The sequence below is a fragment of the Noviherbaspirillum aerium genome, from assembly GCF_008929045.1.
GTDB classification, from domain to species: Bacteria; Pseudomonadota; Gammaproteobacteria; order Burkholderiales; family Burkholderiaceae_D; genus Noviherbaspirillum; species Noviherbaspirillum aerium.
The window spans coordinates 1-26,410 of sequence record NZ_VFAH01000026.1 but is presented as its reverse complement, the minus strand read 5'-3'; the positions used below and the strand labels follow the sequence as shown (position 1 = coordinate 26,410).

The 26,410-nt window shown below is 64.4% G+C and carries 25 protein-coding genes; 3 read left to right on the top strand and 22 right to left on the bottom strand.

Annotated features, from left to right (window positions below):
• Window positions 1-72 precede the first annotated feature (72 nt).
• The 6 genes from FH061_RS24945 to FH061_RS24920 form a co-directional block, all read right to left on the bottom strand.
• Window positions 73-993 carry a tripartite tricarboxylate transporter substrate binding protein gene (locus FH061_RS24945; RefSeq protein WP_151638542.1) on the bottom strand — a complete coding sequence of 307 codons (921 nt, stop codon included), beginning with the start codon at window positions 991-993 and terminating at the stop codon, window positions 73-75.
• Between the two features lie 170 nt (window positions 994-1,163).
• On the bottom strand, window positions 1,164-2,777 hold the full coding sequence (locus FH061_RS24940) for a class I adenylate-forming enzyme family protein (RefSeq protein ID WP_151638541.1): 1,614 nt from the start codon (window positions 2,775-2,777) through the stop codon (window positions 1,164-1,166).
• Between the two features lie 53 nt (window positions 2,778-2,830).
• Window positions 2,831-3,286 carry a PaaI family thioesterase gene (locus tag FH061_RS24935; RefSeq protein ID WP_151638540.1) on the bottom strand — a complete coding sequence of 152 codons (456 nt, stop codon included), beginning with the start codon at window positions 3,284-3,286 and terminating at the stop codon, window positions 2,831-2,833.
• 48 nt (window positions 3,287-3,334) lie between these two features.
• Entirely contained in the window at window positions 3,335-4,477 is a 1,143-nt protein-coding gene (locus FH061_RS24930) for an acyl-CoA dehydrogenase family protein (protein ID WP_151638539.1), read from the bottom strand.
• 22 nt (window positions 4,478-4,499) lie between these two features.
• Window positions 4,500-5,522: a Bug family tripartite tricarboxylate transporter substrate binding protein gene (locus FH061_RS24925; RefSeq protein WP_151638538.1), complete on the bottom strand. Its 1,023-nt coding sequence runs from the start codon at window positions 5,520-5,522 to the stop codon at window positions 4,500-4,502.
• Window positions 5,523-5,574: 52 nt separating this feature from the next.
• A complete protein-coding gene (locus FH061_RS24920; protein WP_151638537.1) occupies window positions 5,575-6,543 on the bottom strand; it encodes an NAD(P)H-dependent flavin oxidoreductase in 969 nt (322 codons plus the stop codon).
• A 250-nt stretch (window positions 6,544-6,793) separates the two neighbouring features.
• Here FH061_RS24920 and FH061_RS24915 point away from each other — a divergent pair, with 250 nt between their 5' ends.
• Complete coding sequence (locus FH061_RS24915; protein WP_151638536.1) at window positions 6,794-7,981, top strand: CaiB/BaiF CoA transferase family protein; 1,188 nt, start codon at window positions 6,794-6,796, stop codon at window positions 7,979-7,981.
• A 99-nt stretch (window positions 7,982-8,080) separates the two neighbouring features.
• The gene (locus FH061_RS24910; protein ID WP_192805249.1) at window positions 8,081-8,998 is read left to right on the top strand and encodes a LysR substrate-binding domain-containing protein; all 918 of its coding nucleotides are present in this window, start codon (window positions 8,081-8,083) and stop codon (window positions 8,996-8,998) included.
• 143 nt (window positions 8,999-9,141) lie between these two features.
• On the opposite strand, the gene FH061_RS24905 is transcribed toward FH061_RS24910, so the two are convergent.
• The 14 genes from FH061_RS24905 to FH061_RS24840 all read right to left on the bottom strand — a co-directional run bounded on the left by FH061_RS24905 (window position 9,142) and on the right by FH061_RS24840 (window position 23,183).
• On the bottom strand, window positions 9,142-9,627 hold the full coding sequence (locus FH061_RS24905) for a PaaI family thioesterase (RefSeq protein WP_151638534.1): 486 nt from the start codon (window positions 9,625-9,627) through the stop codon (window positions 9,142-9,144).
• A complete protein-coding gene (locus FH061_RS24900; RefSeq protein WP_151638533.1) occupies window positions 9,627-10,778 on the bottom strand; it encodes an acyl-CoA dehydrogenase family protein in 1,152 nt (383 codons plus the stop codon). The genes FH061_RS24905 and FH061_RS24900 overlap by 1 nt, the downstream gene beginning before the upstream one ends.
• Before the next feature lie 39 nt (window positions 10,779-10,817).
• Window positions 10,818-11,996, bottom strand: a complete 1,179-nt coding sequence (locus FH061_RS24895) for a thiolase (protein ID WP_151638532.1) — start codon at window positions 11,994-11,996, stop codon at window positions 10,818-10,820.
• Window positions 11,993-12,403, bottom strand: coding sequence for a Zn-ribbon domain-containing OB-fold protein (locus FH061_RS24890; RefSeq protein WP_225984868.1), 411 nt, complete (start codon window positions 12,401-12,403; stop codon window positions 11,993-11,995). The genes FH061_RS24895 and FH061_RS24890 overlap by 4 nt, the downstream gene beginning before the upstream one ends.
• 21 nt (window positions 12,404-12,424) lie before the next feature.
• Window positions 12,425-13,258 carry an SDR family oxidoreductase gene (locus FH061_RS24885; RefSeq protein ID WP_151638531.1) on the bottom strand — a complete coding sequence of 278 codons (834 nt, stop codon included), beginning with the start codon at window positions 13,256-13,258 and terminating at the stop codon, window positions 12,425-12,427.
• A gap of 58 nt (window positions 13,259-13,316) precedes the next feature.
• Window positions 13,317-14,306 (bottom strand): Bug family tripartite tricarboxylate transporter substrate binding protein, encoded by a 990-nt coding sequence (locus FH061_RS24880; RefSeq protein WP_225984867.1) that lies wholly within the window; start codon window positions 14,304-14,306, stop codon window positions 13,317-13,319.
• A gap of 147 nt (window positions 14,307-14,453) precedes the next feature.
• Window positions 14,454-16,133, bottom strand: a complete 1,680-nt coding sequence (locus FH061_RS24875) for a long-chain fatty acid--CoA ligase (protein ID WP_225984866.1) — start codon at window positions 16,131-16,133, stop codon at window positions 14,454-14,456.
• Between the two features lie 84 nt (window positions 16,134-16,217).
• On the bottom strand, window positions 16,218-17,375 hold the full coding sequence (locus tag FH061_RS24870; protein ID WP_151638528.1) for an acyl-CoA dehydrogenase family protein: 1,158 nt from the start codon (window positions 17,373-17,375) through the stop codon (window positions 16,218-16,220).
• 72 nt (window positions 17,376-17,447) lie between these two features.
• Window positions 17,448-18,272 (bottom strand): SDR family NAD(P)-dependent oxidoreductase, encoded by an 825-nt coding sequence (locus FH061_RS24865; RefSeq protein ID WP_151638527.1) that lies wholly within the window; start codon window positions 18,270-18,272, stop codon window positions 17,448-17,450.
• 40 nt (window positions 18,273-18,312) lie between these two features.
• Entirely contained in the window at window positions 18,313-18,732 is a 420-nt protein-coding gene (locus FH061_RS24860) for a MaoC family dehydratase (protein WP_151638526.1), read from the bottom strand.
• Between the two features lie 50 nt (window positions 18,733-18,782).
• Window positions 18,783-19,226 (bottom strand): MaoC family dehydratase N-terminal domain-containing protein, encoded by a 444-nt coding sequence (locus tag FH061_RS24855; RefSeq protein WP_151638525.1) that lies wholly within the window; start codon window positions 19,224-19,226, stop codon window positions 18,783-18,785.
• 16 nt (window positions 19,227-19,242) lie between these two features.
• A complete protein-coding gene (locus tag FH061_RS24850; protein ID WP_192805242.1) occupies window positions 19,243-20,427 on the bottom strand; it encodes a lipid-transfer protein in 1,185 nt (394 codons plus the stop codon).
• Between the two features lie 233 nt (window positions 20,428-20,660).
• A complete protein-coding gene (locus FH061_RS24845; RefSeq protein ID WP_151638523.1) occupies window positions 20,661-21,707 on the bottom strand; it encodes an AraC family transcriptional regulator in 1,047 nt (348 codons plus the stop codon).
• Between the two features lie 312 nt (window positions 21,708-22,019).
• A complete protein-coding gene (locus FH061_RS24840) occupies window positions 22,020-23,183 on the bottom strand; it encodes a CaiB/BaiF CoA transferase family protein (RefSeq protein ID WP_151638522.1) in 1,164 nt (387 codons plus the stop codon).
• 241 nt (window positions 23,184-23,424) lie between these two features.
• Between FH061_RS24840 and FH061_RS24835 the strand changes: the two genes are divergently transcribed.
• A complete protein-coding gene (locus FH061_RS24835) occupies window positions 23,425-24,981 on the top strand; it encodes a long-chain-fatty-acid--CoA ligase (protein ID WP_151638521.1) in 1,557 nt (518 codons plus the stop codon).
• Window positions 24,982-25,033: 52 nt separating this feature from the next.
• Here the strand turns inward: FH061_RS24835 and FH061_RS24830 are convergent, their stop codons facing one another.
• Complete coding sequence (locus tag FH061_RS24830) at window positions 25,034-25,963, bottom strand: electron transfer flavoprotein subunit alpha/FixB family protein (RefSeq protein WP_151638520.1); 930 nt, start codon at window positions 25,961-25,963, stop codon at window positions 25,034-25,036.
• 169 nt (window positions 25,964-26,132) lie between these two features.
• Window positions 26,133-26,410, bottom strand: a 278-nt coding sequence (locus FH061_RS24825; protein ID WP_404822510.1) for an electron transfer flavoprotein subunit beta/FixA family protein, incomplete at its 5' end; no start/stop codon positions are given.

The window sequence follows — 26,410 nt, the reverse complement described above, 5'->3', positions numbered from 1 at the left end:
CCGCTGCCCGATACCTGCAAACGAATTCGGCGCATGGAGCATGCCAACGCGCCGTCAGCTACACCGCTGCATTCAATTCAGCTTGATCTCGAGCTGCTGCACAACACGCCTCTCCCGTTCATACTGCTCGCCGGCAAACCTGGTGTAGTCCTCGCTGCTCAGGTAGACCTCCTCGAGGTCGATGACCTGCAGCGCCTTCTGATAGGCCGGGTCCTGGGTCGCCTTCTTGAACGCATCATGCAGCGTCTTCACCACCTTCGGATCCATGCCCTTCGGGCCGACGATGCCCACCATGGAACTGGCGGTGACGTCATAACCCAGCTCCTTGAGCGTGGGAATGTCCTTGAACCTCGGAAAGCGGGCCTCGCCGACGATGGCCAGCGGACGCAGCTTGCCGCTGGTCACATACTGTCCCCAGCCGGGATCGAGCACCGCATCGACTTCGCCCGCCATCAGCGCGGTCAGTTCTTCCGCCCCGCCCTTGTAGGGCACGAACGTCATCGACGCGCCCGCGGCCTTGGCCAGCTTTTCCATCGCGATATGGCCGGAGGAGGCGATGCCGACGGAACCGTAGGTCATCTTGCGCGGATTGGCCTTGGCATCGGCAAGGAATTCCTCCAGGTTCTTCCACTTGGCGTCGGCGCGCACGACGATGCCGTAGCGGTAGTTGGTCAGTCCCATGATGTAAGTGAAGTCCTTGAGCGGATCATAGGGCGTCTTCTGCAGATGCGGCATGCGGAAGATGTTGGATGCCACCATGGACAGGACATGGCCGTCCGGCGCCGCCGACTGCGCCATCACCGAGGCGGCAAGCGTGGCGCCCGCGCCCGGCTTGTTGACGGGAATGATCTGTTGCCCGATTTCCTTGCTGGCCGCGTTGAGCAGCGTGCGCAGCGATGCATCGGTCGGCCCGCCGGGCGGAAAGGGAATCCAGAATTCAATCGGCCGCGACGGGAACGGACCGGCCGCGAAAGCCGCGGGAAGCAGCGCCATGGCGGCGGCCCCTGCGACAAATCCACGCAGGGCTTGCGATTTAACGCTTCGCAGCCATTGAAAGCATTTCCTTAATCCTTGCATCATTGTCTCCTTGTGAATGGATGCGCCGGGCGGCGCCGAACGTTTTTGTATTGGTAATTTCAGAGTGTTTTTTCAAAGGTATGCGTTCAGGCCGCCTGCTTCACCATGCCGGCATATTGGTCCCGTAGCTCGCGCTTGAGTACCTTGCCGATGGCGCTGCGCGGCAGCGCCTGAACGATCTCGACCGCCGCCAGCCGCTGCATTTTCCCAAGCCGCTCATTGGCCCACGACAGCAGCGGGGAACCCTCTTCCATCGCCGCCGCGCGAAGCACGACGAACGCCACCGGCGTTTCGCCCCAGCGCTCGGAAGCCACTCCTGCGACGGCAACATCCTCGACCGCCGGATGTTGCCGCAGCACGGCCTCCAGATCGCTCGGATAGATATTGAATCCGCCGGAAATGATCATGTCCTTCTTGCGGTCCAGCAGCGTCAGGAACCCTTCCGCGTCGAAGCGGCCGATATCGCCGGTGCGGATGAAGCGCACTCCGGCGGCATCATGCCATTCCGCCTCGGCCGTCTTTTCCGGCTGCTTGTGATAACCGCTCATCATGCCGCCCGAGCGGCCGACGATCTCGCCGGTCTCTCCCGCCGGCAGTTCCCTGCCCTGCTCGTCGATCACCCTGAACTCGCTGCCGGGCGCCGGCGTGCCGACGGTATGCAGCTTGCCGGGATGCAGGTGCGCGAACAGCTGGCAGCTGCCGCCGCCCTCGGTCATGCCATACAGTTCCACCAGCCCGCCCGGCCAGCGCGCCAGCACGTCCTGCTTCAATGCGGCACTGCAGGGCGCGCTGGTGCAGAACTTCATCCGGTAGGAAGACAGGTCGTATTGATCGAAGTCGGGCACCGCCATGAGGCGCTGATACTGCACCGGCACCAGCATCGTATGCGTTACCCGGTGGCGTTCGGCCAGTTCGAGATAGCTGCGGGCGTCGAACTTTTCGAGAAGGACCACGCTGCCGCCCATGCCCAGCGTGGAGAAGAAGCTGACCAGCGTGGTGTTGGAATAGAGCGGCGTCGACAGCAGGGTGACGGCATTGCCGCTGTATTCCAGCACCACCGAGCGCTGCAGCTGCGCCCAGCGCAGCGAGAACGGCTGCACGATGCCTTTCGGCACGCCGGTGGTGCCCGATGAATAGATGATGTTGAAAGCCGTTCCGGGCAGGATTGCCGCCGTCGCGGGCGCCGCTGTAGATGAGGCAAGCCACGCATGGAGGGAGGCGCCGCCAGCCTTGCCGTCGATCGTCACCCGGCGTGCCGCCAGGCGCGGCAGCATAGATGCCATTGCGCCGGCGGCATCCTCGTCGATGAACAGCATCCGCGCATCGGAGTCCTGAATCATGCCGGCAAGGGCTTCCGGCGCGCTCGACGGCGGCAGCGGCGCAACCGTCACGCCGGCGCGCAGCGCGCCGAGGTAAAGCATCGCGTAGTCGATCGAGGTTCCCGCGCAGATCGCAATGCAGTCTCCGACGCCAAGACCGTCGCGCTGCAGCGCCGACGCGATCCGGTCCATCATCCGGTCCAGGCCGATATAGTTTATCTGCCGTCCGCCGAGAATGAAGGCGGGATGTTCCGGGCGATGCGTCGCATGCAGCCGGATCAGGTCGGCGACGGTGCCGAAGTCTTTCGCGAGAAGTTCGGCGACTGTGGCCACTGTGGCCACTGTGGTCACTGCGGCGTCTGCGGTTTCATGCGTTGTCATGTCAGGCTTTCTCAACATTGTCGAAACAGGGAGTGGACTGGCGGAGAAAGACCTTAATCCGATCGCGCAGCCGCATCATTGCCGGCCGGCTTCTTGCGCCGGTATTTGAAGCTGCCGATCGCCTTTGCCACCAGCTTGCCGGCATCGTCATGGATCTCGCCTTCACAGAAGCAGACGGAAGAACCGCCGCCGGTCGCGTGGCCGCGCACATGCAGCCTGCCCGCTCCCGGGCCGATGAAATTGATGGACATGTCGAGCGTCACGATGCCCATGGTGAACTCGACTCTCGACAGCGCGGCGCTGGCCAGCGCCGCATCGAACAGGGCCATGATGACGCCGCCGTGGGCCACGCCGTAGATGTTCCTGATGTGCGGGTAATCATTCTGGATGAAGTAGGAATGTCCGCTGGCCGATTCAACGAGTTCCGGCCCCAGCATCTTGAGGAAGGGATTCCTGTTGACCGGATCATGCAGGACTTCCATGCTTGCTTTATCGACTATGCTGTTCATCTTCACTCGTCTCTTTTCAAATGGTGTCCGCGTTGCCGCGCGCCGCCGTTACAGGCCGCGCGCGACGATCTCTTTCATGATCTCGTTGCTGCCGCCGTAAATCCTGCCGACGCGCGCATCGATCCAGGCACCGCCGATCTCGTATTCCGACATGAAGCCGTAGCCGCCGTGCAGCTGCAGGAAGTCGTCCAGCAGCCGGTTCTGCATTTCCGAGCCGTTGAGCTTGGCCATTGCCGCCCGTTCCGGCGTCAGTTCGCCGCGCAGATGGCGCGCGATGCAGTCATCGACAAAGGTGCGCAGCATCGTCAGCTGCGCCTTGGCTTCGGCCAGCTTGAAGCGGGTGTTCTGGTAGTCGAACACCGATTGCCCGAATGCCTTCCTGCCGCGAGTGTATGCAATGGTGCGTTCCAGGAAGGACTCTATCGATGCCGCTGCCCTGACGCCGATGATGAGCCGCTCCTGCGCCAGCTCATGCATCAGGTAGGCGAAGCCCCGGTTTTCCTCGCCGAGCAGGTTGGCCGCGGGTATGCGGGCGTTCTCGAAATACAGTTCCGCCGTGTCCTGGCCGCGCAGGCCGATCTTCTTCAGGCGCTTGCCCCTGCCGAAGCCGGGCGTGCCGTCTTCGACGCAAAGCAGCGAGATGCCCTTGGCCCCCAGTTCGGGATCGGTCTTGGCGACGACGATAACGATGCCGGCGTTGTGGCCGTTGGAGATGAAGGTCTTCTGTCCGTTCAGGATGAAATGATCGCCCTCGCGCCGCGCGGTGGTGCGCACCGCCTTGACGTCGCTGCCGGCGCCGGGTTCCGTCATCGCGATGGCGCCGATCATCTCTCCGCGCGCCATCTTCGGCAGCCAGCGCTGCTTCTGTTCCTCGGTGCCGTAGGCATGCAGATAGGGGGACACGATTTCGGAATGCACGCTGAAGCCGAGCGCGCTGGCATTGACCCGCGCCAGTTCCTCGATCACCACGGCGGAATGCCCGAAGTCGCCGCCCTGTCCGTACGGCTCGGGCAGCATGCAGTTGAGCAGCCCCTCCTCGCCGGCCCGGCGCCACAGCGACGGCGGAACAATGCCTTGGTCTTCCCAGTCCGCATGAAACGGCTTGATCTCGCGCTCGACGAAGCGCCGGACCTGGGTGCGGAATTCCTCGTGATCGTCGCGGAACGGCGCTCGCTTTGTGTCATCCATCATTGGCCCGCTCAGTTTTCAGTTTTCAGTTTTCAATCTTGATGTTGGCCTGCCTGACCGCCTGGGAAAAGGTTTCCGCATCCGACTTCATCGATGCGGCCAGTTCCTCCGGCGTGCCGCCTACCGCCGTCATGCCGAGCTCCTCGATGCGCGCCTTGTTCTCGGGGATGCGCAGCACCGCCGCGGCGGCATCGGATACCTTCCTGACGACTTCCCTGGGCGTGCCGGCCGGCGCCATCATGAGGAAGTAGCCCACCAGTTCCATGCCCTTGTAGCCGCGCTCGGCAAAGGTCGGCACCTCCGGCAGGTAGCTCACGCGCTGGGTGCCGCTCGCCGCGAGTATGCGCACCTTGCCGCTGCGCGCATGCGGCCGGATGGTGCTGGCATCGACGAAGCCGGCCGGGATCTGCCCGCCCAGCAAATCATTGACCAGCGGCGCCGCGCCCTTGTACGCCACATGCACCATGTCGAGCCCGGCCTGCCGGTTCAGCGTTTCGCCGCCGACATGGGCGGTCGAGCCCTGGCCGTAGGAGCCGTAGCTGTATTTCTTCGGATTCTTGCGCACCAGTTCCACGAACTCCTCCAGCGTGTTTGCCGGCACCGATGCGGGAATCACCAGCAGGTTGGGCGTGCGGGTGAGCATGGCGACCGGCGTCAGTTCCTTGTTCACATCGTAGGGAATCTTTTCATACAGGTAAGGCGCATAGACGATGGTGGAAATCGTCAGGAGCAGCGTGTGGCCGTCGGGCGCGGCCTTGGCGACCATGCCGTTGCCTATCCAGCCGTTGGCGCCCGGCTTGTTTTCGACGATGGCCGGCTGGCGCCACATGTCATTGAATTTCTGGCCGATCATCCGGGCCAGCATGTCGGTCGCCCCGCCGGCCGGATACGGCACCACGATCTTCAGCGGCTTGCTGGGGAATGCCGATGCCGATGCCGATGCCGTTTCCGTCTGCGCGCTCGCCGGAGCCGCCGCCAGCAACGATGCCATTGCCGCCGCTGTCGCCGTCACTGCGATGCGGGCCATCCACTGTGTCGCCATCTTCATTGTCGTCTCCTCGGATTGTTTTTGTCGGTACGGCCCGGGTCATGAGCCCCGCTTATGCCGCCAGCGCGCCCATTCTCTGACGCGCCTCCTGGTATTCGGCTTTCATGCGGCCGATCAGCGTTGCCGCCGGCTCGACGGCGCTGATGTTGCCGACGCCCTGCCCGGCGCCCCAGATTTCCTTCCAGGACTTGGGCTTGTTGTGGCGATTGTCGAAATTCATCTTCGACGGATCGGCCGAAGGCAGGTTGTCCGGATCGAGCCCGTTCCGGGCGATGCTCGGCTTGAGGTAGTTGCCCGGAACGCCGGTGAAGTAAGGCGTGTAGACGATGTCGGCGGCGCTCGAATCGATCAGCATGTCCTTGTATTCCTGGCTGGCGTTGGCTTCCTCGGTGGCGATGAAGCGCGTGCCGATATAGGCCAGATCGCAGCCCATGGCCTGCGCCGCGTAGATGCCGCTGCCGTTGGTGATGGAACCCGACAGCGCCAGCGGGCCGCTGTAGAAGGAACGGATTTCATTGACGAGCGCAAACGGGCTGAGCACGCCGGCATGCCCGCCGGCGCCGGCGCACACCAGGATCAGGCCATCCACGCCTGCCTCGATCGCTTTTTTCGCATGCCGCACATTGGTCACGTCATGCAGGACGATGCCGCCGTAGCCGTGCACCTGGTCGACCAGGGACGCCGGCGAGCGCAGCGAAGTGATGATGACCGGCACCTTGTGCTCGACGCAGACCGCCATGTCGGCGTCCACCCGGCTGTTGGACTGGTGCACGATCTGGTTGACCGCGAACGGCGCCGCCTTCCTGCCGGGATTGGCCGCCTCGAAATCGGCGATGCCTTGCTTGATGCGGACGATCCATTTGCCAAGCTCTTCCTGCGGCCTGGCGTTCAGCGCGGGAAAGGAACCGACGATGCCGGCGCAGCACTGGGCAATGACGAGCTCGGGGTTGGAAATGATGAAAAGCGGAGAAGCGATGACCGGCAGGTCAAGCTTTCCTTCAAGGGCCTTGGGCAGTGGCATGGGTCTCCTCACATAACGCTCTGTTCTCGGAATCCCGGCAAATGGATCTGCGGGATCGGACTTGTCGTGCTGTTGAATGGAGGTTAGCCGCTTGTGGCCGCCGGGCTCAATGGCCGCGTTTTCCAATTTGATTGGCAAAAATTCTCAAATTGCCGGCGGCACCGGATTTGCCGCAAATTCTGCCGCAATCGGCTTTCCAATCGCGGCGCGGTTCTCTAAGATGCTAGCCAAACAATGAGGAGACGCGAACATGAATGGACCATTGGCCGGAGTGCGCGTGATCGATCTGTCCGCTGTCGTGTCGGGGCCGATGGCCGCCGGCATGCTGGCGGATCAGGGCGCGGATGTGATCAAGGTGGAACCGCCGGGCGGGGACATGAGCCGCCGGGTAGGTCCTGCCAAGGGCGATATCTCGGCGCTGTTCATGGCCATCAACCGCGGCAAGCGCTCCATCATGCTGGACCTGAAATCCGCCGACGGGCGCGCCATCCTGGAAGAACTGATCGCGCAGGCCGATGTGCTGGTCGAGAATTTTCGGCCGGGAACCATGGCCCGCCTCGGGCTCGGCTATGAGCGGATGAAGCTCGTCAACCCGAAGCTGATTTATCTTTCCATCTCCGGCTTCGGCCAGACCGGCCCTTATGCGCACGGACGGGTGTACGACTATGTGATCCAGGCGGCATCGGGGTTTGCCGATGCGCATGGCGATCCGGCCAGCGGCGAGCCGGGCCTGCTGCCCACCTTGCTGTGCGACAAGCTGACGGCGCTCACCGCGGCGCAGGCGATCTGCGCGGCACTGCATGCACGGCATACCCATGCGCAAGGCGAGGGACAAAAGATCGAACTGTCCATGCTGGATGCCAGCGTCGCCTTTCTCTGGCCGGAAGCGATGTACAACCACGGTTTCCTTGAAGACCCGCCCGCGCCCGCGCCCGAGTTCGGCGCCAACCAGAAGCCATGGAAATGCCGCGACGGCTGGTTCACCGCGATGACGCCGCAGAACGACGAATTCGCCGCGCTTTGCCGCGGCTTCGGCCGCCCCGACCTGATCGAGGATGCGCGCTTCGCCAGCATGGAAGGGCGGCGGCGGCATTACCGGGAACTGCGCGCCATCCTCGAACCGATCGCATTGCAGCGCGAGGTGGCGGAATTCGTGGAAACGCTGGTGCGCGAAGGCGCGCCGGTCGGCAGGGTCAACGACCGCGCCGGGCTGTGCGCCGATCCGCAGGTGGTGCACAACCGGACCGTTTCCCGCTATCCCATGTCGGACCTCGGCGAAGTACGGCTTCCCCGCGCGGCGGCGCTGTTCGGCTCCAGCCGCAATCCGGATTTCCTGCAGGCTCCGCATGCCGGCGAGCATGGCCGCGCCGTCTTGCAGGAACTCGGCAAAAGCGAAGCGGAGATCGACCTCCTTTACGCGAACGGCACCGTGTCATAACGCGAACCGGCGCCTGCCTAATGGAAACGAGTGGAAACGAATGGAAACGCGTTTCCGATACAATGCCAGAGCCCGCCCAACCAATCATCTGCCATGGCCATCCATTTCGATCTCACCGACCTGCGCCTGTTTGTCTACATCGCCGAAGAGAACAGCCTGACGCGGGCGGCGGTGCGCGCCCACATGTCCCTGCCGGCGGCAAGCATCCGCATCAAGAACCTGGAAGATTCGATCGGCACCAAGCTGATCAACCGCGACACCCAGGGCATCACCCTGCGCCCGCCCGGGCAAGCCTTGCTGCAGCATGCGCGGCTGGTGCTGGCGCAGCTGGAAAACCTGCGCGGCGACATGCAGGAATATGCGCAAGGCATCAAGGGGCATGTGCGCATCTTCGCCAATACCACCGCGACCGCCGAGTTCCTGCCGGCCGTGCTGCGCAGCTTTCTGGTCAGCCATCCGGATGTCAACATCGATCTGCGCGAGCATCTGAGCAATGATGTGGTGCGTGCCATCAATGAAGGCATCGCCGATATCGGCGTGGCGGCCGGCAGCGTGCGCACCGAGGGCCTGCAGGTCATTCCCTATCGCAACGACAGGCTGGTGGTGGCCACCGCGACCGGCCATCCGCTGGCGGCGCGCGACGACATCCATTTCGCGGATACGCTGGAATATGAATACATCGGCCTGTACGAAGGCAGCGTCATTCACTCCTTCGTGCACCAGGCTGCCGGCCCGATGAGCAAGTCGCTCAAGACGCGCATCCAGGTCAGCAATTTCGATTCGGTATGCCGGATGATCGAAGCCAATGTCGGCATCGGCATCCTGCCCGAATCCGCCGCGCGACGCCATGCGAAAAGCCTGGACTTGAAGATCCTGCGGTTGAACGATGACTGGGCGACGCGCAATCTGATCATCTGCGTGCGCGACCTCGATGCGCTGCCGGGCTTTGCGCGCGAGCTGGTGGAATTGCTGGTGGCGGACGGGGATGCTACGCGTGGCGGCGGGGGAAAGAAATAAGAGCGCCGGTCACATGACGATGGCAAGGCGCGCCGGCGAAGACAGTACGGAGGTACGGCAAGGCGTTGCAACGCTGCAAGCGGCAAGTTGATGGACGCTCCTAGCAAACTGCATCCGGCCCCTCCCCCTCCCCGCATTGCCTCTTACTTGAGATACTTCATCGTAGCTACCCCCGTCGCCACCAGCAGCTCTCCATCCAGCCACACCTCGCCGCGGGAAAAGAAAATCGACTTGCCGCGCCGCTCGACCACGCCGACGGCGGTCAGCATGCTCCCCACGCCATTGGCAAGAAAATTCGTCGTCAGGGACAGCGTCACCGCATGCAGCTTGACGCCCGCGTCGGCGGAATACAGGCCGGAATATCCCGTCGCCGCATCGAGCAGCGCGCACAGCGTGCCGCCATGCACCACGCCGCTGCGGTTGAGCATCGTCGGTCCCACGGGCAGGGCCAGTTCGACCCTGTCTTCCGACCACATGGTGATGCGCACGCCCATGCTTTCCAGCGCCGGATTATCGAGCGGATAAAACGGCGCGGCCTCGTCGTCGCGCTCGTCACGGACGTCATGGGCGTCATGGGCGTCATGGGCGTCACGGACGTCATGGGCGTCACCCACATGAGACACCGGCATCAGCCGCATTCCTTGATCATGTTGCGCGCGATGACGATCTGCTGGATCTGGGTCGAACCCTCGTAGATGCGGAACAGCCTCACGTCGCGGTAGAAGCGCTCGATGCCGTACTCCGACATGTAGCCGGCGCCGCCGAAGATCTGCACCGCCCGGTCGGCGACCCGGCCGCACATTTCGGTGGCGAACATCTTGCAGCAGGATGCCTCGGTGCTCACGTTCTCGCCGCGGTCGCGGCGCTGGGCGGCATCGATCACCATGCACTTGGCCGCATACACTTCCGCCTTGCTGTCGGCCAGCATCGCCTGCACCAGCTGGAAATCGGCGATGCGCTGGTTGAACTGCTTGCGGTCCACCGCGTATTTCAGCGCGTCGTCGAGCATGCGCTCGGCCACGCCGACGGCGATCGCGGCAATGTGGATGCGGCCCTTTTCCAGCACCTTCATCGCCGTCTTGAATCCCTTGCCTTCCACGCCGCCGATGATGTTCGCGGCCGGCACCCGGCAGTTCTCGAAGATCACGTCGGCGGTGTGCGCGCCGCGATGCCCCATCTTCTTGTCGTACTTGCCGATGGTGATGCCAGGCGTATCGGCTTCGACGATGAAGGCCGATACGCCGCCGGCGCCCTTGTCCTGCGGATTGGTGCGCGCCATCAGCGTGAAGATGCCGGCATGCGGCGCATTGGTGATGTAGCGCTTGGTGCCGTTGACCACATAATGGTCGCCATCGCGCACGGCGGTGGTGCGCAGCGAGGCGGCGTCCGAGCCGGCTTCCGGTTCGGTCAGTGCGAAGGAGGCAATGATTTCGCCGGTCGCCAGGCGCGGCAGGTATTTTTCCTTCTGCTCCGAGCTGCCGTCCATCAGGATGCCCTGCGAACCGATGCCGACCGTGGTGCCGAACAGCGAACGGAAGGCGGGCGAGGTCTTGCCCATCTCGAACATCACCAGGCTTTCCTCCTCCATGGTCAGCCCGAGGCCGCCATAGTTTTCGGGGATCGTCAGGCCGAACAGGCCGATCTCCTTCATGTCGCGCACGATGTCTTCCGGAATCTCGTCCGTCTCGGCGACGATCTCTTCGGCGGGCACCAGCCTTTCGCGGACGAAGCGGCTGACGCTGGAGAGCAGCGTGTTCATGGTTTCCTGGTCGCGGATCATGGTCTTACCTTCCCTGTAACTGTGTCGTTCCAAAATGAATCAAAGCGTTTCCCGGGTGCCGAGGATGGCGGTCGCCTGGCTCGACAGCGTGCCGCCGTTGCCGTGCGCCAGCGCGATCTTCGCATCCCGCACCTGGCGCTCGCCGCATTCGCCGCGCAGCTGGCGCACCGATTCGACGATGGTGAACACGCCATACATGCCGGGATGAACGCAGGACAAGCCGCCGCCGTTGGTATTGACCGGCAGACGCCCGCCCGGCGCGATGCCGCCGTTCTCGACGAAGGCCGCCGCCTCGCCCTTGCCGCAGAAGCCGAGGTCTTCCAGGAACAGCAGCGTGTTGATGGTGAAGGCATCGTACAGCTCGACCACGTCCACATCCTTCGCGCTCAGGCCCGCCATGTCGTAGGCCGCCTTGCCGGACTGGGTCGCCGCGGTGACGGTCAGGTTCTGCATGGACGACACCTGGCGGTTCCATACCGCCGTGCCGTTGCCCAGCACATACACCGGTTCTTTCGGCAGGTCCCTTGCACGGTCGGCGCGCACCAGCACATAGGCGCCGGCGCCGTCGCTGACCATGCAGCAGTCGCGCACCGACAGCGGGTCCGACACCATGCGCGCGTCGAGCACCTGCTCTATCGTCAGCGGATCGCGCATGAAGGCTTCCGGGTTCAACCGCGCCCAGGCGCGCGCCGCCACCGCCACCTCGGCGAGATGGCGGCGCGAGGCGCCGAATTCATGCAGGTAGCGCGAAGCCACCAGTGCATAAGCCGACAGCGGCAGCATCGGTTCATAGGGCATTTCATAGGGCTGCGGATCGAGGAAGCGGCGGCTGGCCACCACTTCCTTGCGGCCGAAGGTGGCGCTGCGCTGGGCGCTGCCGTAGCAGACCAGAACCGCATTGCACTGGCCCGACTGCAATGCATGGATCGCCGGCAGGAGGTGCGCGACGAAGCTCGATCCGCCCAGCATGGTGCTGTCGATATAGGTCGGGCGGATGCCGAGATACTCGATCACCGGCATCGCCCACATGGTGGCGCTGGCGCTGGCGGTGCAGATGCCGTCGATGTCGCTCATCTTCAGCCCGGCGTCGGCCACCGCCGCATGGGCGGCGCGCGCCAGCAGTTCCATGTCGGTGAAGCCCTTCGCCTCGCCGCAGCCGAAGGTGGCGACGCCGGCGATCGCGGCCGCGCCGCGCAGTTCCCGCAATGATGCGCTCATGGTCTTCCTCCCTCGCCTGCCATCGGATCAAACACTACCAGGCCCTTTCCTTCCTTGACCAGCACGCGTGCGCGCACCCTGTCGCCTATGGTGACTGCGGCGCCGCCTTCGACGCGGCTCATCATGCGCACGCCTTCGTCCAGGTCGACCAGCGACACGTTATAGTCGCCGCCGGCATCCGGCTTGCGGCGCACGGTCGTGACCGCGTACACGGTACCGGTGCCGGCGGGTTCGACCCACTGCAGCGACATCGCGCCGCAATGCGGGCAGAGTTCGCGCGGGAAAAAGACATGCTGCCGGCATCCGCCGCAGCGCTGGATCATGAAGCGCCCGTCGTCGAGCCGCTTCTGATATGCGGCTTCGACGCCGCCCTCCTCTATGTTCTGCATGCTGTCATGGCTTTCCATGTTTGCTCCTGCTTCCGCCGGTCAGGATGACCGTGATGAATGTTGCGCGGCAGCGCCTGCGCTTGCCTTGTAGGTTTCGCGATAGTCCCTGCCGCCGAGCAGCGAGCTGCCGCCGTCGACGGGAATGACCGCGCCGGTGACGAAGCTGGCCAGCGGCGAAGACAGCACCATCGCCATGTCCGCGACTTCCTGGCGCGTGCCCATTCTTCCCAGCGGTATCGTCGCCTCCATCGCCCTGCGGGTCTCCTCGGTGGGCGCGAGGCGGCGGATGCCCTCGGTGTCGCCGATCGGCCCCGGCACGATGGAATTGACGCGGATGCCGTCGCCGCCCCATTCCATCGCCAGCACGCGGGTCAGCATGTCGACGCCGGCCTTGGCAGCGCACACATGCGCCTGGAAGATGGTGGGATTGAAGGACTGCGGCGCCGAGATGCTGATCACCGACGCGCCGGGCTTGCGCAGGAACTGGTGGGCCTGGCGCAAGACGTTGAAGGTGCCGAGCAGGTCGATGTCGACCACCGTCTTGAAGCCGTTGGGCGACATATCGAGCGCGGGCGAGACGAAATTGCCGGCCGCGCCCGACACCAGCACATCGAAATCGCCCAGCTGGGCATGCGCCGACTGCAATGCCTCGGCCACGGCGGCGGGATTGCGCACGTCGCCGGCGAATCCGCAGGCAATGCCGCCATGCCGCCCGAGGTGGGCCACCGCGGCATCGACCCGGTCCTGCGAGCGGCTCATGACGGCCACCCGCGCGCCGCGGGCGGCAAATGCATCCGCGATGCCGAGATTGATTCCGCTGCTGCCTCCGGCCACGAAGACCGCGCGCCCCTTGAAATCCAGAATGTCCTGCATCAAGCCTGCTCCTGTTCTGCTCTCGTTGCCTGTCATGAAGTTACCCGATGGTCCGCGCCTACTCGATGGCGATCTTCGCTTCCCTGATCACGCTGCCCCAGATCTCCGAGTCGGTCTTCATGATGCGGGTGAATTCCTCCGCCTTCTCGCCGCCCGCCTGCAGGCCGAGCGCCTCGATCTTGGCGCTGCCTTCCGGGCTGCGCACCATTTTCGAGATTTCCTCCGACAGCTTGTTGACGACTTCCTTCGGCGTCGCCGCCGGCACGAACACCCCGAACCAGCCGTAGGGCTCGAAGGACTTGTATCCGAGTTCCGTCATCGTCGGCACGTCGGGCAGGATCTTGAAGCGCTGGGCGCCGGTCACCGCCAGCACCTTCACCTTGCCGGAGCCGAGATGGCCGCGTATCGATGCGACATCGACGAAAGCGGACGTCACCTGTCCGCCCAGCAGATCCGCGACCAGCGGCGCCGCGCCCTTGTAAGGCACGTGCATCAGGTCGGCGCCGGTCTGCGCCTTGAGCATCTCGCCGTGGATATGCGAGGAGGTCGCGTTGCCATAGGAACCATAGTTGTACTTGCCGGGGCTGGCCTTGACCAGCGCCAGGAATTCCTTGAGGTTATTGGCCGGGTTGGAAGCCGGCACGACAAACAGGTCGGCCGAGCGCGCCAGCAGCGCAACCGGCTGGAATGCCTTGAAGGGATCGAAGGGCATCTTCGCGTACAGGAAGGGCGCCTGGATCATGGCCGTGATGCCGACCAGCACCGTATGGCCGTCCGGCGCCGCCTTGGCCACCATGTCGCTGCCGATGTTGCCGCTGGCGCCGGGCCTGTTGTCGACGATCACGGTTTGCTTCCATGCGCCCTCGAGGCGGTTGGCGGTCATCCTGCCGAGCGTATCGGTGGCGCCGCCGGCCGGATAGGGCACGACGACCTTGATGGTCTTGTCCGGATAGTTTTTCGCATCCTGCGCATGCGCCGCGCCAAGCGAGAGCGTGAGCGCGCTGACCAGCAAGCCGATTCCTGCACGCATGCCTTTACTCAATTCCATAGCTGTCTCCATGTGGTTTGTCGTTTTCAGAGCGGGCAGGCGCGGTATTTTCGATTCCGCCTTTCGCTGCTTTCACCGTGTCTTCACTATCGTCCATCTGCGCGCGCGTCACAATTTGCATTTGCGGAAGCACCGCTTTGGCTGGAACTAATGCGCCCTGCTTTCCTGGCGTTCGCGCTCCTGCAGCTCGCGCCAGAGGATCTTTCCGGTGCTGGACTTGGGCAGGCTGTCGACGAATTCGATGGTGCGCGGCACCTTGTACGCCGCCATCTGCTCGCGGCACCAGCTGATGATGTCGTCTTCCCTGACGCTGCCGCGGCTTTCCGGCTTGATCACCAGGAAAGCCTTGACCGTCTCGCCGCGCCGCTCGTCCTGCGTGCCGATAATGCAGGCTTCATGCACCGAGGGATGGGAATACATCATGTTCTCGACTTCCGCCGGCCACACCTTGTAGCCGGACACATTGATCATGCGCTTGAGGCGGTCGCACATGAAGAAATAGCCTTCCTCATCCACATAGCCGAGGTCCCCGGTGCGGATGAAGCGCTTGCCGTCCAGCTCCACGAACACCTGCGCATCGGCCTGCGCGTTGTTCCAGTAGCCCTTCATTACCTGCGGTCCGTGGGTGATGATTTCGCCCACCTGTCCCGGCGGCAATTCTTCCAGCGTCGCCGGATCGATCACCCGGGAATCGACGCCGAACAGCGGCATGCCGAGGCATTGCCGCTTGGGCCGCCAGAGCGGATTGGTATGCGTGCCCGACGCGGTTTCCGTCATGCCGTAGCCTTCGATGTATTCGAGGCCGAACTTTTCCCGCAGCAGCGTGGCGACCGCTTCCGGCATCGCCGCGCCGCCGCCGGTGATCAGGGAGAGACTCGACAGGTCGTAGCGGTCGATGTCGGGATTGGCGAAGAAATCCAGCAGCATCGCCGGCGGCGCCGCCCACACGGTGCCGCCGTAGCGGCTGATCAGCGAAGCGGCATTGTCGCGGTCCCAGCGCGTGAGCAGGAGCGCGGTTGCGCCAAGCAGGATCGGCAGGTTCATGCCGTTCTGCATGCCCAGCAGGTGAAAGGCGGGGGCAACGCTGACAAAGACCGACGCCGGAAACAGCTGCCGCCAGACCTGGGTGAAGGCAATCACCGCCATCACGCTGCCATGGGTGTGCACGCAGCCCTTGGGCAGGCCGGTGGTGCCCGAGGTATAGGGCAGCAGGCAGACATCCTCCTTGCCGGCGAGGTGCGGCCCCGGCACGCAGGCGGCGGCCAGCGCGTCGTTCCAGCGTGCCACGCCTTCGTCTTTGGCGTCGACCACGAGCTCGGGCTGCTGCAGCACGTCAGGGATGGACATGTCGGTCTTTTCCCTCAGGTAATCGGCATAGCGGTGCAGGAGCACATGGCGCAGGCCTTGACCATGCATGCAGGGCGCGACCGACTTGTAAAGTTCCTGGCCGACGATGGCGGCCCTCGCCCCTGAGTCGGACACATAATGTTCCAGCTCGCGGGCGGTGCTCATGGCGTTGACCGGAACGACGACGGCGTCGGCGCGCAGGATCGCGTAATAGGCAATGACGAACTGCGGGCAGTTCTGGCTCATCAGCAGAACCCGGTCGCCCTTGCGGATGCCGAAGCGCTGCTGCAGGAAGCCCGCCAGCGCATCGGTTTCCCGTTTCAGTTCGGCGTAGGTGACGATGGTGTCGTAAAACACGATGGCGGGCTTGTCCGGATACCTGCGGGCGGCCGCTTCGAGGTTGTAGTACAGGCTCGTCTCCGGCACCTGCAGCGTTCTTGGAAAGCCTTTCGGCCAAAACCGGTAATGCAGCGTCGACACGTTGAAGTCTCCTGTTGCCAGTATTTTTCGTCGGCTTGCGGTACTGCCATGCCATCCTGCCGCCGGCATGTCGCGGCAAGCCTGCTATTCGCGCTCGATCGCGCGGGCGATCACTTCCTTCATGATTTCGTTGGAGCCGCCATAGATCTTGCCCACGCGCGAGTCGGCATACATGCGCGCGATCGGGTATTCGAGCATGTAGCCGTAGCCGCCGTGCAGCTGCAGGCATTCGTCGATCACCTGGCAGTTCATCTGCGTGGTCCACCATTTCGCCATCGCCGCGGTCTGCACGTCGAGCCTGCCGGCCATCAGCTGCACCACGCACTGGTCGACGAAGGTCTGGGCGATGGTGGCGGTGGTCTTGCATTCGGCCAGCTTGAAGCGGGTGTTCTGCATGGCGATCAGGGGCTTGCCGAAGGCTTCGCGCTGGCGCACGTAATCGGTGGTTTCCTGTACCGCGCGCTGCATCACCGCGACCGCGCCGATGGCGATCAGCAGGCGCTCCTGCGGCAGCTGCTCCATGAGCTGCGCGAAGCCCCGGCCCTCTTCCTGGCCGAGCAGGTTTTCCGCCGGCACGCGGACGTCATCGAAGAAGAGCTCGACCGTGTCCTGCCCGCGCTGGCCGATCTTTTCCAGGAAACGTCCGCGGCGGAAGCCCTTGAGGTCCCTGGTTTCCAGCATCAGCAGCGATACGCCGCGTCCCTTGCCCTGCGGGTCGGTCTTGACGGCGACGCAGACCAGGTCCGCATGATAGCCGTTGGTAATGAAGGTCTTGCCGCCGTTGATCACATATTCGCCGCCGTCGCGCACCGCGGTGGTCTTGATGCTCTGCAGGTCCGAGCCTGCCGACGGTTCGGTCATCGCGATCGCGCCGACCATCTCGCCGCTGGCCATCTTCGGCAGCCAGCGCTGCTTCTGCTCTTCGGTGCCGTAGCGCAGGATGTAGTGGGCGAGGATGCCGCTGTGCACGTTCAGGCTGAAGCTGTTGGACAGCGCGCGGTTCTGCTCGATGCAGATGACGGCCTCGTGCAGGAAGTCGCCGCCGCCGCCGCCGTATTGCTCGGGAATGCTGGCGCACAGCATGCCGATCTCGCCTGCCTTGCGCCAGATGGCGCGGTCGGGATGGTGCTGCGCGCGCCACTTGTCTTCATGCGGGATGACTTCGCTGTCGAAGAAGCGGCGGATATTGTCCCGAAACAGTTCCAGGTCCGGGGTCATCCATGGGAAGGAATAAGTGCTCATGCAAGTCCTGGAAAATCGCTGAAAGGTGGCTCGATTCGATTGCGCCTGGTGGAGCGCAATCGGGACGCTTGCTTACGGGCGGCCGCCGCCGCAGACCAGCACCTGGCCGCTCACGTAATTGGATTCGGGAATGCAGAACATGAACACCGCACCCGCGGCTTCCTCGGGCGTGCCGGCGCGGCCCATCGGGATCAGGGCTTCCGCATTCTTCAGCACCTGCGGATTGACGCCGACCTTGATCTTGCGTCCCTCGATGTCGATGCTGGCATCGGCGTCCGCCGCGGCTTCGGTCAGGCGCGTCTTGATCAGGCCGAAGGCAACGCTGTTGACGTTGACCTTGTAGCGTCCCCATTCCTTTGCCAGCGCCTTGGTCAGGCCGTTGATGCCGGCCTTGGCCGCCGCATAGTTGGCCTGGCCCGCATTGCCCATGACGCCGGACGTCGACGAGATGTTGACCACCTTGCGGAACACTTCCTGGCCGGCCTCGGCTTCCTGCTTGGCGGCGCTGCGGATGAAGTCCGATGCGGCGCGCAGGATGCGGAACGGCGCGGTCAGGTGCACCTGCATGATCGCGTCCCATTGTTCATCCGTCATTTTCTGGATGACGTTGTCCCAGGTGTAGCCGGCATTGTTGACGATGATGTCCAGCCCGCCGAAGCCATCCACCGCGCTTGCGACGAAACGATTGCCGAAGTCGGCGTCGGTCACGCTGCCCACGCAGGCCAGCGCTTCGCCGCCGGCGGCGCGGATCACTTCCACCGTTTCTTCCGCCGGCGCGGCGTCGAGATCATTGACCACCACGCGCGCGCCTTCGCCTGCGAGCTTGAGCGCGATCTCGCGCCCGATGCCGCGGCCGGAGCCGGAAACGATTGCCACCTTGCCTTCGAGTTTCTTCATGCTGTCTCCTGTATCCGTTCAGTATCCGTTCAGTATTCGTTTATGCCAGGGCAATGACCGCGTCGCCCTTGAGCTTGATGTCGCCGTTCTGGTCGGTCGTAGTGAGTTCCAGGCGTATGCGCTGCTCGCCGTCCTGCTCGAATTTCTCCACCACCTTGCCGCTGCAGGTGATCGCATCGCCCACGTGGGTAATGGCGGCAAAGCGCACGCCGTAGCTGCGCACGCGCTGCTGCGGCACCCAGTTCGTCAGCAGGCGGCCGAGATAAGCCATCGACAGCATGCCGTGCGCGAACACGTCCGGCATGCCGGCCTTGCGGGCGAAGTCGATGTCGACGTGGATGGGATTGTGGTCGCCGGAGGCGCCGCAATACAGCGCCAGCGCGTGGCGCGTGATCGGCGCGGCGGTGTAGGAAGCGATCTCGTCTCCAACCCGCACGGCGTCAAATGTCATTCGGTCCATGTGTCTTCCTGTTCCGGTGTTGTTCGCTGGTTTGCCCTGGCTCAATTGCGCTAGCCGTTGCGCACCACGGTCACGCAGCGCAGATCGGCGACGAGCGCGCCGTGCTGGTTGGTGACCCGCGTGTCGCGCACCACGAATTCGAGAGCGCCGTTCTTCTTGTCATAGATGTCGGCGATGCGCGGTTCGAAGTTCAGCGTGTCGCCGGCATAGGCCATGCCGTGATAGTTGAACACCTGCTCGCCATGCAGCACCTTGCCGATGTCGATGCCGAGCAGCCCGCGCAGGGCGGCCGGGTTGGGCGCATCCATCTCCAGGCAGAACAGGAAGGTCGGCGGCACCGGCAGCGCCGGATGGCCGGCGTCGCGCGCCGCCGACTCGTCGGTATAGACCGGGTCGGCCTGGCCGATGGCCTTGGAGAAGAAGCGCAGGCGGCCCTTCTCCACTTCCACCGAAAAGCGCGGCAGCGCGTGTCCGATATAGCTCTTGTCGATCATGATCGCCCCTCCGCGGCTATGCCGCCTGATACATGGTGACGACGCAGGCGCCGCCGAGGCCGAGGTTGTGCTGCAGCGCGATGCGGGCGCCCTCCACCTGTCGCTGGTCGGCCTGTCCGCGCAGCTGCCATACCAGTTCCGCGCATTGCGCCAGGCCGGTGGCGCCGAGCGGATGCCCCTTCGACAGCAGGCCGCCGGATGGATTGACCACCACCTTGCCGCCATAGGTGTTGTCGCCGTCGAGGATGAACTTCTCGGCCGTGCCTTCCGGCGTCAGGCCCAGTCCTTCATAGGTGATCAGTTCGTTGGCGGTGAAGCAGTCATGCAGCTCGACCACATCCACGTCCTCCGGGCTGACGCCGGCGGTTTCATAGACCTTGCTGGCCGCGGCTGCCGTCATGTCGTACCCGACCACGCGGCGCATGTCGCCGGAGTCGAAGGTGCTGGCGGTATCGGTCGTCATGGCTTGCGCGGCGATGAAGACGCGGGTGTCGAGGCCGTGCTTCCTGGCAAACTCTTCCGATGCCAGGATCGCGGCGGCGGAGCCGCAGGTCGGCGGGCAGCACTGCAGGCGGGTGAGCGGATCGAAGACCTTGGGCGCGGCCATCACTTCATCGAGCGTCACCGTCTGGCGGAAGATGGCCAGCGGATTGCGCGCCGCATGCTGGCGCGCCTTGACCGAGATGCGGGCGAAGGTCTCGGCCTTGGTGCCGAAGCGCTCCATGTGCGCCCTTCCCGCGCCGCCGAAGAACTGGGCCGCGCGCGGCGTGTTTTCCTGGTAGCCCTGCACCGTCGTCATCGAATCGATGAAGCGCGACATCGGCGACGGACGATCGTCATAGGCGCCCTTGAGCGCGCCCGGATTCATCTGGTCGAAGCCGAGCACCAGCACGCATTCCGCCGCGCCGCTCTCGATGGCCTGGCGGCCCAGGAACAGCGCGCTGGAACCGCTGGAGCAATTGTTGTTGACATTGAATACCGGAATGCCGCTCAGGCCCACGCCGTACACCGCCGCCTGGCCGGAGGTGGAGTCGCCGTAGACATAGCCGCAATAGGCCTGCTCGACGAGCTTGAAATCCATACGCGCATCTTCGAGCGCCTGTTTCGCGGCGCGCGCGCCCATGACGTGATAGGGCTCGCTGGCGCCGGGCTTGGTGAACGGGATCATGCCCACGCCTACTACATGTACTTTTCGGCTCACTGCAGATTCTCCTCTCGCAATTGATCTGGTTTCGCTACCTGTGCAGGTTGCCTGCGTCGCCGCCTTTGAACAATGGCGTACCGCGACAAAATGCATTGGCTAAAAATTCCAGGGCCGGGCGTGTATGGTGATTCGCGTAGACGGGAAGCGGCCTTGCGGGGAATGGAGCCCCTCTCCCGCAGGCCGGGTGAAGGAGCCGGGCCTGCATCGATAATGCAAAAAAGGATTTTTGATCAGACAGAGGTATGAACCTGCACATCATCCCCCGCATGCAGTCGCGTATTCCGGTACTCCCCCGGCGCGACGCCGGTCCATTTCTTGAAGGCACGATGAAAGGTGCTCGGCTCCGAGAATCCCACCAGGTTCGCAATCTCGATGAGCGTCAGATCCGACCGCGACAGATATTCGATCGCCGCATCCCGCCGCAGGTCATCCTTGATCGCCTGATATCCCTGGCCTTCATCATGCAGGCGACGCCGCAGCGTCTGCGGCGTCACGCCGAGCGACTTGCTGACTTCCTCCAGCGAGGGCATCTCCGTCTCGAGATGGCGGCGCAGGATGCGCCGTATGCGCTCGGTGACATTCGCATGGTCGCGATACTTCACCAGCAGGCTGGCCGGCGCCTGGCACAGGAATTCTTCCACGCTCTGCACGTTCTGCACCACAGGCAGGTCAAGCCAGCGCTTCTCGAAGCGGAAGCCCACCTGATTGTCCTGGTAGCGCACCGGCGCCTGGAATACCCGGAATGCGTCGGAGGACTGGTTTTGATCGAGGCTGCAGTAGTCGACGCCGATCAGGGGAATGCGTCTCGCCACCAGCCAGCAGGCCAGTCCGAAGGTAAAGAACATGAAGGTGCGCTCGACATAGCGCAGCCTCGCATTGCGCTCGCCGCGCGCCTGCAGCACGACGTGCGCGGTATCGTCCTCGATGCGCAGGCGCGGCACCAGGTCCTGGAGCATCAGGTGATAGAAGCGGAAGCCCTCGACGAGCGCTTCGCGCAGGGTGCGGCAGTGAACCAGCGCGCGGCAGTTGCGCGCGAAGCTGCCGATCCTGACGGGATGGGAGCACAAGCCCCAGAGTTCATCGCCGGTAACGCGGGTGAGCGTGCGGATGAGCGCCGTGTACTGGGCCTGCGAAACGCGGGACAGCGGCGATTCGAGCAGCGCGGGAGAAATGCCGGAGCGGTGCAGGATGGCATTGATGTCTCGTCCCTGTTCGCGCACGCCCTGCAGGATCTGTTCCACCTGAACGATCGCAATGGTGTTGTGGGTAACCGTCATGTTCGTCGAAAACCTGGGCAACCGTTTTTTCTTCGGAAACCACAGTGTATCCGATCGCTCGGCACATAGCTCCATGGCAATGCCTCCCATAGGCTGGCATCGGTGCCGCCGTCTTGCCGGCGGTGTCGGATGCGATGTCTGCGAGGCGGAGCGGACCCTGCCTATCCGGCCTCTGGAGCGGTAAGCATCGCCGAAGTGGCGGCGCGGAACAATTCGTTTTTACCAAAGCGCGCGTTCAGCATTGCTTAAGTGCCCGCGCCGCCTGGAGCGGATTGCAGGAACGATGCATCCGGGAAAGCCAGCCGTCCTGCCCTATTGCACCGCCCGGCTTTCCCGCAGCGAAGCGATGCTGTCTTCCGAATATCCCGCTTCCCGCAGGACTTCGAGGGTATGCTCGCCCGGCGCGGGCGCCTGGCGCTTCACCGCAAAACTGAAGCCGCTCATCTTCACCGGGAAGCCGACATGCGTGAGCGGCCCCAGCCGGGGATGCATGGTGTCATGCACCATGCCGCGAGCGCGAAACTGCGGATGCTGCAGGGTCTCCTCGAGTTTCAGCACGGGCGAGACGCAGCAGTCCGCGCCCTCCAGCTTTGCCTGCCACTCTTCCAGCGTGAGCGAGGCCACGATGGCGGCGACCTCGCGCCGCGCCTGCAGCGACTGTTCCGGCGTGGCATGGCGGTCGACGGATTTCAGGTCGGGCCGCCCGATGACGTCGCAGAATGTTTCCCAGAATTTCGGTTCGAGCGCGGCCACCGCGAGCACCCGGCCGTCGCGGGTGCGGTAGGGCGAATAATTGTGCAGGCCGCCGGAAATGCTGTCGCCGCCCGCGGGCCGCGCCTTGCCTTCGCTGTTGACGCGGGCCAGCGGCAGCACCGCGTGCGCCAGCGTGCCGTCGCTGATGGCGACATCGAGATAGCGGCCGCGTCCGGTGCGCGTGGCATCGTAGAGCGCCGCCAGGATGCCCATCACCGAGGTGAGCGTGCCGCCCATCAGATCGGCGATCGGCAGGTTCGACAGGGCCAGCGTCGACTCGTCGCTGCCGACCTGGTCGGCCGCGCCGGCATAGCCGGCGTAATTCATGTCGTGTCCGGCAAGGTCGCGGAACGGCCCCGTCTGCCCGTAGCCGGTGATGCTGCAATACACGATGCAGGGATTGACCGCCGCCACCTGTTCATAGCCGATGCCCAGCCTGTCGACGATGCCGGGGCGGAAGCCTTCGACCACGATATCGGCGGTCTTGGCGAGTTCGAGAAAGACTTGCACCGCGGCAGGCTGCTTGAGATCGAGGCGGATGCCGCGCTTGTTGCGGTTGACCAGCGCCTTGACCGGCGCCGCGGTGTAATCGCCGGCGCCGGTGTCCTCGATCTTGATGACATCCGCGCCCATGTCGGCCAGATGCTGGGTGCACACCGGCCCCGGCAGCAGGCGGGTAAGGTCGAGGACTTTGACGCCTTGCAGCGGCGGTCTGTTGCTCATGGGTGTCTCGCTTCATGGAGGGCTGGATGCGTCGATTCTATCGGCGCGCCCCGGCCGCCGCCAATGGCAGGATGCATGAATTCCGGATGGCATAAACGCTCAGCCCGTCCGCCGCTGGATATTTTGGCCAATGGCTTTGGGAAGAAACGCCATTGTCCCGGGCGATGCCGGGGAGCGATGATTGCCATTATCAAAAGCTGCGCAATACACCGGAATTGCCAATCACGAGGAGACAACACGCATGTACCTGACACAGGGATTGCACCGCTCGCTGCAGAACCATCCGGAGCGGATCGCCACCATCTTTGCCGACAGGCGGCAGACGTTCCGCCAGCTTGCCGACCGCGTATCCCGGCTGGCGGGCGCGCTCCATCGCCTCGGCGTCGGACGCGGCGACCGGGTGGCGATGCTGGCGCTGAACTCGGACCGCTACGTGGAATATTTCCAGGCCGCGTGGTGGGTGGGCGCGGCGGCCAATCCGGTCAATACCCGCTGGAGCGTGCACGAGATCGCCTACTCCCTGAAGGACTGCGACAGCCGGATACTGATCGTCGATGACCAGTTCCTGCCGCTGGTGGATGCGATCCGCGAGCAGGCGCCCTGCGTGCAAACCGTCATTCACGCCGGAGACGGCGCCGCGCCGCCGGGCATGCTTTCCTGGGAAGACCTGATTGCCTCCTCCGCGCCGGCGCAGGACGCCATGTGCGGCGGCAGCGAGCTTGCCGCCATCCTGTACACCGGCGGCACCACCGGTTTTCCCAAGGGCGTGATGCTCAGCCATGACAATTTCTGGATCTCGTCGATCGCCCGCATGGCGGAGATGGGCGGTCAGCCTGGCAGCGTTTCCCTGATCGCCACGCCGCTGTTCCATGTCGGCGGCGCGGGCCGCCTTGCGGGCCAGTCCATCGCCGGCAACACCGTCGTCATCCTGCCTGCCTTCACGCCGGAATCGGTGCTGCAGGCGGTGGAGCGGCACGGCGTCAGCGATCTGATGCTGGTGCCGACCATGCTGCAGATGCTGCTCGACCATCCGCGGTTCGAGCGCGCCAAAATGTCGACCATCAGGCGCATCAGCTATGGCGCCTCGCCGATCTCGCTGCCGCTGCTGGAGCGTACCCTGGACCTGTTTCCCGACGTGGAGTTCGCCAGCGCCTACGGCATGACGGAAACCGCGGCGGCGGTATGCGGCAACCCGCCGGCCAACCATGGTCCCGAAGCGCGCGGGAACGGACTGGTGCGCTCGGTCGGCCGCGCCGGCTTTGCCTGCGAAATCCGGATCGTCGATGCCGGCGGCCAGGAATTGCCGCGCGGCTCCGTCGGGGAAATCATCATCCGCGGCGGCTGCGTGATGCTCGGGTACTGGAACAAGCCCGAGGAAACCGCTGCCGCCCTGCGCGACGGCTGGCTGCATACCGGCGACGGCGGCTACATGGACGAGGATGGCAACATCTATATCGTCGACCGCATCAAGGACATGATCGTGAGCGGCGGCGAGAACGTGTATTCGGCCGAGGTGGAAAACGTGCTCGCGCGGCATCCCGCGGTATCGGTCTGCGCGGTGATCGGCATTCCGAGCCGGCAGTGGGGCGAGGCGGTGCATGCAGTGGTGGTGCTCAAGCCCGGCATGCAGGCCGGTGAAGAGGAGCTGCGCACGCATTGCCGCCACTGGCTGGCGGGCTACAAGGCGCCGAAGACGGTCGAGTTCCGCAATGCGATGCCGCTCTCGGCGGCCGGGAAGGTGGTCAAGACCCAGCTGCGCGAGCCGTACTGGCGCGGCAGCGCGAGAAATGTGAACTGATACCGGATGGGCGGTTCAAGGACCGCCCTTCTCCTGCGCTTCCTTGTTTCACTCAGCCGAGTTCATTGACCAGTTGCGGCACGAGTTCGAACAGATCGCCGACGATGCCGTAATCGGCCACCGAGAAGATCGGCGCTTCCGGATCCTTGTTGATCGCCACGATGGTCTTCGAATCCTTCATGCCGGCCAGGTGCTGGATCGCGCCCGAGATGCCCACTGCGATGTACAGCTGCGGCGCCACGATCTTGCCGGTCTGTCCCACCTGCCAGTCGTTCGGCACGAAGCCGGCATCGACCGCCGCGCGCGACGCGCCCATCGCCGCGCCCAGCTTGTCGGCCAGCGGCTCCAGGATCTTGAAGTTGTCGCCCGAGCCCATGCCGCGCCCGCCGGAAACGATCACCTTGGCCGCCGTCAGTTCCGGACGGTCGGACTTGGCCACTTCCCGCGACACGAACGCCGACTTGCCGGAGTCGGCCGCCGCGGTGATGGTTTCCACCGCGGCACTGCCGCCGGTGGCTGCCGCGTCGAAGCCGGTGGTGCGAACGGTAATGACCTTGACCGCATCGGCCGACTGCACGGTGGCGATCGCATTGCCGGCGTAGATCGGACGCTCGAAGGTATCGGGCGAGGCGACCTTGGTGATTTCCGAGATCTGGCCGACATCGAGCCTGGCGGCCACGCGCGGCAGGATGTTCTTGCCGTAGGCGGTGGCCGGGGCCAGGATGTGGGAATAGGAGGATGCGATGGCCAGTGCCTGCTCGGCCACGTTTTCGGCGAGGCCGTCGGCGAAGTGAGGCGCATCGGCAACCAGCACCTTGGACACGCCGGCGATCCTGGAGGCGGCTTCGGCGGCAGCACCGCAGTTGGCGCCGGCAACCAGCACATGGACGTCACCGCCGCAGGCAGCGGCGGCGGTAATGGTGTTGAGGGTGCTTCCCTTCAGGGAGGCATTGTCGTGTTCAGCAATGACGAGTGCAGTCATGATGGATTCCTAAATGGGGTACCGAAAATCTGCGCAAATGCTCCACTCCCCTCTCCCGCAGGCGGGAGAGGGGAGTGGGGCCGGGGGTGAGGGCGATCGCCAAGACAGAAGAAGCTTGTGTCCCTCATCCCAGCCATCGCCCACACCTGCGGGAGAAGGGAGCAGGTTGCTAAATGACCTTGGCCTCGTTCCTGAGCTTGGTGACCAGCTCTTCAACGCTCTTGACCACGATGCCGGCCGAGCGCTTGGGCGGCTCGGACACTTTCAGGGTCTTCAGGCGCGGCGTCACGTCCACACCCAGATCGGCCGGCTTGACCGTGTCCAGCGGCTTCTTCTTGGCCTTCATGATGTTGGGCAGCGTCACATAGCGCGGCTCGTTCAGGCGCAGGTCGGTGGTGACGATCGCCGGCAGCTGCAGTGCAATCGTCTCCAGGCCGCCGTCGACTT